General features: G+C 62.5%; 9 protein-coding genes. 4 read left to right on the forward strand and 5 right to left on the reverse strand.

From position 1 onward, the window contains the following. Positions 1-108: 108 nt before the first annotated feature. Together BR71_RS18345 and BR71_RS18350 are read right to left on the reverse strand one after the other, a co-directional pair. Positions 109-345, reverse strand: coding sequence for a putative hemolysin (locus tag BR71_RS18345; RefSeq protein ID WP_043640990.1), 237 nt, complete (start codon positions 343-345; stop codon positions 109-111). Positions 346-362: 17 nt separating this feature from the next. After that, the gene (locus BR71_RS18350) at positions 363-1,490 is read right to left on the reverse strand and encodes a succinylglutamate desuccinylase/aspartoacylase family protein (protein ID WP_043640993.1); all 1,128 of its coding nucleotides are present in this window, start codon (positions 1,488-1,490) and stop codon (positions 363-365) included. A 154-nt stretch (positions 1,491-1,644) separates the two neighbouring features. Here BR71_RS18350 and BR71_RS18355 point away from each other — a divergent pair, with 154 nt between their 5' ends. Genes BR71_RS18355 through BR71_RS18365 form a run of 3 tightly spaced genes read left to right on the forward strand, consistent with a single transcriptional unit; the run spans position 1,645 to position 6,496 of the window. Then, positions 1,645-2,922: a hypothetical protein gene (locus tag BR71_RS18355; protein WP_231138285.1), complete on the forward strand. Its 1,278-nt coding sequence runs from the start codon at positions 1,645-1,647 to the stop codon at positions 2,920-2,922. After that, on the forward strand, positions 2,922-3,686 hold the full coding sequence (locus BR71_RS18360) for a hypothetical protein (protein ID WP_043640997.1): 765 nt from the start codon (positions 2,922-2,924) through the stop codon (positions 3,684-3,686). The genes BR71_RS18355 and BR71_RS18360 overlap by 1 nt, the downstream gene beginning before the upstream one ends. Then, positions 3,686-6,496 (forward strand): ATP-binding protein, encoded by a 2,811-nt coding sequence (locus BR71_RS18365; protein ID WP_043640999.1) that lies wholly within the window; start codon positions 3,686-3,688, stop codon positions 6,494-6,496. Before BR71_RS18360 ends, BR71_RS18365 begins: the two co-directional genes overlap by 1 nt. 198 nt (positions 6,497-6,694) lie before the next feature. On the opposite strand, the gene BR71_RS18370 is transcribed toward BR71_RS18365, so the two are convergent. Together BR71_RS18370 and BR71_RS23100 are read right to left on the reverse strand one after the other, a co-directional pair. Beyond that, positions 6,695-7,165, reverse strand: coding sequence for a hypothetical protein (locus tag BR71_RS18370; RefSeq protein WP_043641000.1), 471 nt, complete (start codon positions 7,163-7,165; stop codon positions 6,695-6,697). A gap of 283 nt (positions 7,166-7,448) precedes the next feature. Next, a complete protein-coding gene (locus BR71_RS23100; RefSeq protein WP_052370820.1) occupies positions 7,449-7,856 on the reverse strand; it encodes a hypothetical protein in 408 nt (135 codons plus the stop codon). Between the two features lie 315 nt (positions 7,857-8,171). Here BR71_RS23100 and BR71_RS18380 point away from each other — a divergent pair, with 315 nt between their 5' ends. Then, positions 8,172-8,441, forward strand: a complete 270-nt coding sequence (locus BR71_RS18380) for a hypothetical protein (RefSeq protein ID WP_043641002.1) — start codon at positions 8,172-8,174, stop codon at positions 8,439-8,441. A gap of 355 nt (positions 8,442-8,796) precedes the next feature. Here BR71_RS18380 and BR71_RS18385 read toward each other — a convergent pair. After that, positions 8,797-9,090: transposase (locus BR71_RS18385; RefSeq protein ID WP_043641014.1), on the reverse strand; the 294-nt coding region annotated here is incomplete at its 5' end.

The raw sequence follows: 9,090 nt of genomic DNA on the forward strand, positions 1-9,090 counted from the left end.
GCTCAAGGGGGATACGGCCCGCCGGCGCATCATGACCGGCGGGTTCGTTGTTTTCAGGGTTGTGGATAAATCAGAAAAATGGGAAAGGCTGTGGATAAGCCTGACGGGCTATCGGGGATGGTCGGCGCGGAACAGCGTCCACTCTTCCACTGTGCGGCCGTCCGGCAACTGGCATAGCGAGTACTCATTGCCCTGAGCGTCTTTTTGCGGCAACAGCTTGCCGCCTTTTTCCACGCAATACACCGAGGCCGGATTGGCCATGCCCACCGCCGGTCGCTCCGGGGCCTTGGTCTGGCTGCAGGCGCTCAGGCTCAGCAGCGCGGCGGCGCAAATCAAGATTCTCATGCGGTTTCCTTTCAGGGTCAGGCTGACAACAGCTTGCCGGATTTAAAGGCCTCGCGGCTGGCTACCTTGGCCAGCGACAGGCCGGTGGTGGTGTAAGTGCGGGCGCTGGTGGCGTACAACATGCCCGGGCGGTTGGCGCGGATCTCACTGCAGCGGTCGCTGATCGGGTCGATTACCTCGGCCAGCAGTTCGCCGCTGTCCACCTCGCTGCCCGGCTGGGCGTGATACACCACTACGCCAGCGTGCGGCGCGTACAGGTTTTCCGAACCGGCCAGCGGTGTGGCGGGGAAGGGCAGTTCCGGCAGCGGCGGCGCGGCTTCGGCGATGACGCCGCGGTGGCGCAGGAAGTTGAGGATGCCTTCCGCGTCCTGGCGCGCGTAATCGTGATGGACGTCGCTTTCTCCGCGCAGTTCCACCGTTACCGCCAGGCAGGCCATGTCGATCTGCGCGTCCAGTCCTTCAGCCGTCGCCAGATCGCGCAGCTGCCACCACAGCTGGCTGCAGGCTTCGTCGAAGGGATGGTCGCCGGAGTCGGTGGCCAGCAGGGTGGCGCAAGCGCCCAGATAGCGCGACAGCGGCTCGCACTGTTCCCATAGCGGGGTGCCGGTGTACAGGTGCAGGCCGGCGCGGCAGTCGCAGTGCAGGTCCAGCACCACGTCGGCGTCGAAGGCCAGCTTCATCAGCGTATGGCGTAGCGATTGCAACTCGCTGTCGGCGCGCAGCGCGCCCAATTGCTGGCGCGCCTCCGCGCGGATCAAGGCGGTATTGGCCTTACCGTCGCGGCCCAGCTGCCCTTTCACCGCCTCGAAAATCGTTTCGGACAGCACCGGGTAATAGCGGTTGAAGTTCTGGCCGCTTTGCAGATCGAAACGCCCCAGCAGCTTCTCGCTTTGGTTCTGGTTCAGGCCGATGGGGTTGGCCACCGGCACCAGGATCACCTCGCCGCGCAGCAGGCCGGCGGCGTCCAGCCGCTGCAAGCCTTGCTTCAAGTGCCAGGCGGTCAGCATGCCGGGCAATTCGTCGGCGTGCAGGCTGGCCTGGATATAGATTTTCTGGCCGCTCTGCGGCACGCCGAAATGGAAGCTGGTCAGATCGCGCTGGCTGCCCAGACTGGGCGACAGCAAGGGCTGGCGGTGGGTGTACATGGGTTCTCCTCTTACGGTGTGCGGCTGGGTTGTGGAATCTTATTCCAAACCTGCCCACGCAAGATAGGGCCGCCGCGCCGAGATGCGTTGACGAACGACCATGCCCCCCGGACAATCATGGCTTTTGCCATTCCACGCCCGCGCGCGTGGTGGAGTGCCCTTGGATTCTCTCTCCGACTTCTTCCAGCCCGGCATCGAGCCCGCCTCCTTGCAGGCGGTGTCGCGCCTGACCGGCGCCTGGCCTTATCTCGCCGTCTTCGTCACCCTGTTCCGCGGCGGCGACGAAGAAGTGCTGATGCGGCTGCTGGTGTTGCGGGAACTGGGCGGCCGCGCAGAAGCGCCGCTATGGACGCCGCAGGAAATCGCCCAGCGTTTCGCCTATCTGAACGACACCAAGCTGGCCACCATTCTGGGACGGCTGCGCGAAGGCGGCCTGCTGGTTTATGACAGCGATAGCGGGGTCTACCAGCTGTCCGAAGGCGCGCGCGTCGCGCTGGCGGCGCTGGCCACCATGGTGGATTTTGCCGGGGACGATGTGGAGCTGGGCTATCTGACCAGCCAAGTGGCCGCCGGCCAGGCGGTGGGCCAGGTATCCGACGAGGCGCTCAAACACCTGCTGGCGCGCTTGAACGAACTGTACGCGGAATTCGAGGAAGCGCTGGAGTCGCAATCCGAATTCCGTATCCGCGCCGCTCAGCACCGCTTGGAAGCGGTGTGGCGCTGGGTGGCCAAATCCACCGAAGTGGTCAAGAGCCTGACCCAGGACGACAGCCTCAGCCTGCTGGTGTTGAACCAGGCGCAAGCCATCGCGCTGGCTCAAAGCCGCATGCTGGCGCTGGCCGGCACGTTTGAGCGCCGGCTGGCGCAATTGGCCGCGCAGCGCGTGCACCTGGGCGGCTCCGGCCTCACCTCCACCGACATCGCGGACTGGCTGCGCCGCATGGCGGCCGGCCAGCTGGCGCACAAGCTGGACGCCTGTCTGTCCATTGCCCCCGAGCCGGCCTTCCTGTCCACGCCGGAGTTGGCCGATGTGGCCGAATTCGAACTGCTGGCGCGCGAGCGCGCCAAGGCCGGCTCCATGACGCTGCCGGGTGGCGAAGCCGCGCCGCTGGCCGACGCGCCGGAAATGGAGCGCTTGCTGGAGGCCGAGGCGATGTACGACGCCTTGCTGGAGCTGGGCATGTCCGGCGCGGCCGACGCCCACATCAGCCAGGCGGTGCTGGCCGACAGTTACAACGAAACCGCCTACCGGCTGTCGTTGCTGTCCTTGATTGGCGATCCGGAAACCAGCAACGACCAAAGCATCGTCGCCGCGCTGGCCAAGCTGCCGTTCAGCCTGCAAGGCGGCGAGCGCGTGATCGAGCCGGACCACCCGGAAGTGGCGTCGCTGTCCGACGCGCGCCTGGTGGCCGCGGCGCAAAAAGGTTCTTAATGGAAACAGAAATCAAAACCCTGACCGCCCGTCTGCTGGCGCATCGGGTGGTGCCGCGCGGCGACGCGCTGGCGAAGAAGGCGCTGCTGGACGACAGCTTCCGCCTGGAGTTGGACAAGAGCCTGGCCGCCGTCGGCCTGCGTTTGGTGGAGAACCCCTACGCCGAGCATGTGGCCGTGGCGCTGCTGCCGGAAATGACCGAGCCGGTGTTTGGCTCCGGCGACGCCTGGCTCAACAACAACCTGGGTCTGCCGCGCGACGGCGTGGCGTTGCTGGTCATCCTGTGGTCCTTGATCATCCTGCCCAAGCGCGAGCGCCAGATCGCCCGCGTGGAGGCCGGCAAGGAAAATCAGAGCGATATGTTCGGCGCGCAAAAGCCGTTGGAAACCGGCGACGCCGTCTCCACCGGCGTGTCCGAGGACGCGCTCTACGCGGACTTCGGCAAGGCGCTGGGCGGCCGAACCCGCTTCAACGCCAACCTGGGCCGCCTGGTGAATCTGGGCTTTATCGTGCGCCGCAACCGCTGGCTGGACGAAGGCCCGATGCTGGACCTGATGATCGACTACGCCCAACTGGCGCCGCGCATCATCGAAGGGGCGCTGGCCGATGTGCTGCTGCGCCGCGAAGGCCGCGACGCGCTGGCCGACAAGCGCGCGGAAGCGACCGAGGACGAGCAGGAAGCCGCCGCGGACGCCGACGACTCCGCCGGCCCGCTGTTTGACCTGCCGCCGGACGACGACGCGGCCAACGAGGAGACGCGCTGATGTTCCAGATGAAATCGGTGGAAATGGTGCACTGGGACTTCTGGCAGCGGCTGACCGTGCCGCTGGACGCGCAGATCGTCACCATCATCGGCCCCAACGGCTCCGGCAAGACCACCTTGCTGGACGCGATGCGCACCTTGCTGGCGATCAAATGCTCGGGCAAGCGAGATTACAAACGCTACGTTCGCAACAACAAAGAGCCCTTCGCCTATCTGCGCGGCGTGGTGGACAACCCGCGTCGCCCCAGCGGCGGCCTGTATCCGACGCCCTTCTTCCCCATCGTCGCGGACGCTGTCACCTTGCTGTGCCGGGTCAAGAAGCAAGGCGGGGACTGGGTGCGCCACTACGCTATTCTGGACGGCGACGTGCCGCTGGAGCAGGCCGAAGGCCAGGCCCAATGGCTGGGCGTGCAGGAATACCGCCGCCGGCTGGAAATGGCCGGCCTGACCCCGGCGGTGGCCGAAGTGCTGGCGCTGGAACAGGGCGATACCGACAAACTCACCGAATACAGCCCGCGCCAACTGCTTGACCTGGTGTTCCAGGTTTTCGGCGATAAGGACGTGCTGGACAACTACCAGCGCGCCCGCGACGAGCAACGCGCCACCGAGCTGGAACTGGAATCGCTGAGCCGTCAGGAAGAAGCGCTGCAGACGCGGGTGGAAACCATGAAGACCCGCGCCAACCGCTATCTGGAATGGCGGCAACTGAATACCGGCATCGCCCGGCTGCGCGACGAGGCGCTGCCGGTGCTGGCCTATCTGGACGCCAAGTCCACGCTTGGCAATGTCTGGAAAAACTACCGGGGCAATTTCCACGCGCTGAACCAGGCCCGGGGCGAGCATGCCGACACCTTACAGCTGGTGGCCAAACTCAAGGCCGCGGAAGTGGCCGCCGACGCCTCGCGCAAGGCGGCGGAAACCGCCCGCGTCGGCGCGCAGGAAGCCTTCATGGCGGCCAAGGGCGAGCACGCAGGCGTGGCCGGTCAGCTCAAGGAACGGGACCGGCTGCAAGCGCTGGCCAGCAAGGAATACGGAGCCGACGCCGCTCAGTTGGCCGATAAGCTCGCCGCGTTGCGCGGTGAAGCCGAGCAATTGAAAGACGGGCTGCGCGAACTGAAAAAGCAGCGCCAGGACAGCTCCCAGCATCTGGAGGCGCTGGAAATCGGCCGCGGCCGCGCGCCGGAAGACGTGCGCCAGTTCAAGGCCGCGCTGGACGAGGCCGGCATTGGCCATCTGATGTTGTCCGACATCGTGGAAGTGCTGGACCCGAACTGGCAGGCGGCAGTGGAGGCGCTGTTGAGAGGTTATCGCCACGTGGTGCTGCTGGAACGCGAAAGCGACCGCCGCGAAGCCTGGCGCATCGGCGAGAAACTGCGTTATCGCCACTTCGTGGTGCCGGAGCGCTGCAGCCCGCCGCGCGCCAACGCCGGCAGCCTGATGGAAGTGGTGCGCTTTTCCGCCGACGCGCCCGAGTGGCTGTACCGGCAGTTGAACAGCGTCAGCCGCGTAGACAGCGCGGAGCAGGGCGCCGACGTCAGTGGAGACTGGATCACCCGCGACGGCTACTTCCGCGAACGTCGCGGCGCGCGCCACATCGGCGTGCCGGCGCATGAGTTCGCCTTCGGCGAAGCCGCGCGCCAATCGCGGCTGCTGGCGGTGCGCGAAGCCTTGAAGGCGTTGAACACGCGCATCCTGGCCGACGAAGAGCGCTTGGTGGCGGCCACCCGCGAGGCCGCCGGCTTGGCTGAATACCTGGGCGGCATGGACGCCATCCGCCAACTGGACAGCCGCGCCGAAGAGTTCGCCGCGTTGGAAACGCGCAAGCAGGGGCTGGAAAGCGAAATCGCCCGCTTGGGCGCGGCGCTGGGCCTCGTCAGCGCGGAGAAGGAAGCCGCCGATCAGCGCTACAGCGACGCTCGGTTGGCGCACGACCGCGTTTGCCAGCGCGAACAGGACAGCCTGGCCGCCTTCCGCCAAAAACAACAGGAAGTGGAGCAGGCGCGTCGCCAAGTGCGCCGCCTGCTGTCCGAACTGCGCGAATGGGCGGAGCGTCTGCCTGAGGCGGCGCTAGCGCCGGATAACGTCGCAGCGCTCGAAAGCGAGTTCGATACCGCCGCGGATGCCAAGCATCAGCTCAACTACCTGGAAGAGCGGCTGCAAAACGGCGACTGGGAGCAGGACGAAGCCGTGCTGGCCTTGAAGGACAAGCTGGTGGAGGATCTGACCGCTCTGGACCGCGAACGTCAGCGCCGCCAGAGTGAAGTGGACCGCTCGCGCGAGCTCACCGACGAAGCGCGCGCCGCCTATATGGGCAAGTTGCGCGCCACCGTCCGCGTCTACGGCCAAAACGTCAAGCGTCTGGGCGAGCTGGCCGGCATCCAGGTGGAAGTGGAACTGCCGCAGCTGTCCAACGACGACGCCGCGCTGGCCCAGGCCGGGCTGGTGCTCAGGTTCAACTTCGACCAGAAGGGCCTGATGGGCATGAACGACGGCGAGGCCTCCGGCGGCCAGCAGGTGATGAAGTCGCTAATCTTGTTGATCGGCCTGATGATGGACGAGTCCAACCCGTCCGGTTTCGTGTTCATCGACGAACCGTTCGCCCATCTTGACATCTTCAACATCGACCGCGTTGCCGGCTTCCTCAAAGCCACCGAGGCGCAGTACCTGATCACTACGCCGAATACCCACAACATCAATATCTTCGCGCCGTCGGAGCTGACGCTGGCCACCCGCAAGAAGCGGCCGGGCGAGCAATGGGCGCCGCCCATTCTGCAAACCCGCCGCCGAGTGGACGGCGGCGAGCCGGCTTGAGCCAGACTGAACATCCGGAGGAGTGGCCTGTTTAAGTGCCTCTGGTTTGATGCCGGGGCTCGTGTAATTCTTAAGGCATGAAAAAGCACCGTTTCCTCTCTTTGGAAGCGGTGCTTTTTCGCTTAAGCAAGTGAAATGACTCTGTCTGAGAAGGTGTCTTAATAAACAGACGATCAGTCACATACTTATGCTGGACGCTTATACCAGCTCATGTTGCAATTCAGGTTTTTCTGAATTGGATGATTTGCCCGTACTGTTTTCAATGGAAACTTCGCAGTGATTGACGTCGACGAAGCTATTGGCGTACAGCGCTTTGGATTCCGGGTCGGCTGCGCTGCGGCTAATGGCCTTAGTGGTATCCTTATCGGCTAGGATGGCATGCAGCTCATTGTCGATTAGCTCCCAGGCGCAGATTGTGGAGGATTCGACACTAAGAAACGGTTTGGTGATTTTAACCACCGAAGACGAGAGGGAAAAATCCATATAGCTGTCTTTGGTTCCCGCTACTTTATAGTAAAAACGTTTACTACTTCCCTTGTAAGCGATCAATTCAAACTCAATGGCTTCTTTTTCGCTGCCGCCACCATAAAAAGTATCGCTACCTTTAACCATGCGGACATAGCCAAAATCACTACCTTTGAATTTCAGTTTCAAAATTTTCTTGCCCATTTTAAATGTCCTTTATCAGAGTAAAGTGAAACGAGAGTGTTGTGTAATGCAATACCACACCAGTTGCGATTGACTGCCTAAGATGACTTCTTGGTGTTGCTTCAATTTAGTCAATTTATGACATTGAAATGCTGTACTAAGTGATGGGATCGCGCGGAGGCGGGCCAAAATGGCGAGGCAAACACAGCGACAACTTGCGGAGCTCGTGGGTAGCGGCCTCTCGCAGCTCAGTGTGGATAGCTTGAGCCACCCTCACGAATCTCGATGTTATCGCCGCCGCCGCTCACGGCTGGTTGTAGCTGTACACGATGCCGTTGATGGTGGACTTGAAACCGTAGCGCGGGAAAGCAGGATTCGGGTTCTTGGCGAGGTAAGCGTCCGCCAGCGCTTCGGCCGCCTGTCGGTAGAACTTGGTCTGGTTCTTGTTGTACCAAGGGTCGTCGTGGGGATTGGGGTTGAATTTGTAGCTCTGGTCCCGGCCGCCGGCGATGTAAATGCGGATGCCGCGAGCGCCGGGGCCGGAGCCTCCGCTCTTTTGCTCCACATAGTTGAACGTGATGCCGCTGTTTTTGTAATTGGGCAGGCTGCCGCTGATATTGGCGGCCAGCGCGCCGCCGGCGGTCAGAGACAGCGCGCTGACGGCCAGCAAGGCCGCGACGCGGCGGAACAGGAAGTTGAGTGGGGGATTCATGGCATTCCTTCGGATAATGGTTGAGAACCGTCGACAAGCGGTCGGCTTTGCCGGCGAGGCGTTAGCGTCGTGAAATAGCGCGTAAATGTCGCCTATTTATACAAATGGCAATTAAATTGCGTAATTTAATGACATTTAGATTGTGAAGATAGGCGAGCGTGGAGCGATCAGCAAGCGCCGCATGCCAGTCCTTAAGACCGGGCCGGCTAAGCGGCGATGGCCCGCTTGAGCGGGGCAGAGGCTTTTGGATGGCGGCCCGTCGTCGCTGGCCTATGCTGAGAAGGAGGCATGGGCGTAGTGAGAAAGCGGGTTTAAATGGAAGAACGCGACTTGGTGGGCAGCGCCATTCCCATGGCGCAGCTCAAGCTGGAACTGCGGACGAATGGCGTATTGGTCATTTCGGTGTACGAGATTGACGACAATGAGCCGTTTTTCGTCTACGAGTCCGACAACGACTTTGACCCTGAGACGATTTTGAGCGCCGCGGAGCGACGTTTGGACCCGGTGCGGCTGGATGTGTTCAAGCATGTATTCTTCCAGGCCAGGGACGATGTCGAGGGTGATAGGGAAGAGGGCGACGGGTAAAGGGCTGCCGCGCACTTGTTTCATTGCTGGCCATCACCCCGCCTGGGCGGGGTGTTGATTTTTACGCCAGTCATCAGCTTGATCCAAGGCGGAGGGCAAGCGTCCTTGCTGACGCTCCACACCCAAAGCCCGCCTGGGGACGGGCTTCGGGTTCTGATGGATGGCCCGGTCCCGGAACCGGGCGCTGCGCTTAGAACCTGTTTACGATCAGCTGCGCGTCGGCAGGATGGATAGAAAAGGGCGTTGAAACCGTCTTCGAAATGCTCATGTACCATGAGTACATTCCGCTTTCTCAGCCGTTTTCGCCTTGTCTCGCCTTTGCTCGCGAAATCGTAAACCTGTTCTTAGAACCTGTTTACGATCTCCGGAGCAATAGAGCCAGGAAAGCCAAGTGGATGAACTGCAAGCTGGTATTGAGTTTCCGCTCACAGTTCTTCCACAGCCTTCTGCTCTTTTCCAACCAAGCGAAGCTGCGCTCCACAATCCATCGTTTTGGCATCACCTTGAACGTATGCAGCTCGCTTCTCTTCGCGATCTGTACCGTCACATACCCGCCCAGAATCTCCCGCACTCCCTGCGCGAAGGGCTGGCCCACGTAACCGCTGTCGCACAGCAGGCTTTGCACCCGCTTGAGCCCACTCTGGCAGCG

It is taken from the genome of Chromobacterium haemolyticum DSM 19808 (genome assembly GCF_000711885.1).
Classification (GTDB): Bacteria; Pseudomonadota; Gammaproteobacteria; order Burkholderiales; family Chromobacteriaceae; genus Chromobacterium; species Chromobacterium haemolyticum.

Coding starts and splice junctions, on each gene's coding strand:
- BR71_RS18345 (WP_043640990.1), bottom strand. CDS start 345: ATGAGAATCTTGATTTGCGCCGCCGCGCTGCTGAGCCTGAGCGCCTGC.
- BR71_RS18350 (WP_043640993.1), bottom strand. CDS start 1,490: ATGTACACCCACCGCCAGCCCTTGCTGTCGCCCAGTCTGGGCAGCCAG.
- BR71_RS18360 (WP_043640997.1), top strand. CDS start 2,922: ATGGAAACAGAAATCAAAACCCTGACCGCCCGTCTGCTGGCGCATCGG.
- BR71_RS18365 (WP_043640999.1), top strand. CDS start 3,686: ATGTTCCAGATGAAATCGGTGGAAATGGTGCACTGGGACTTCTGGCAG.
- BR71_RS18370 (WP_043641000.1), bottom strand. CDS start 7,165: ATGGGCAAGAAAATTTTGAAACTGAAATTCAAAGGTAGTGATTTTGGC.
- BR71_RS23100 (WP_052370820.1), bottom strand. CDS start 7,856: ATGAATCCCCCACTCAACTTCCTGTTCCGCCGCGTCGCGGCCTTGCTG.
- BR71_RS18380 (WP_043641002.1), top strand. CDS start 8,172: ATGGAAGAACGCGACTTGGTGGGCAGCGCCATTCCCATGGCGCAGCTC.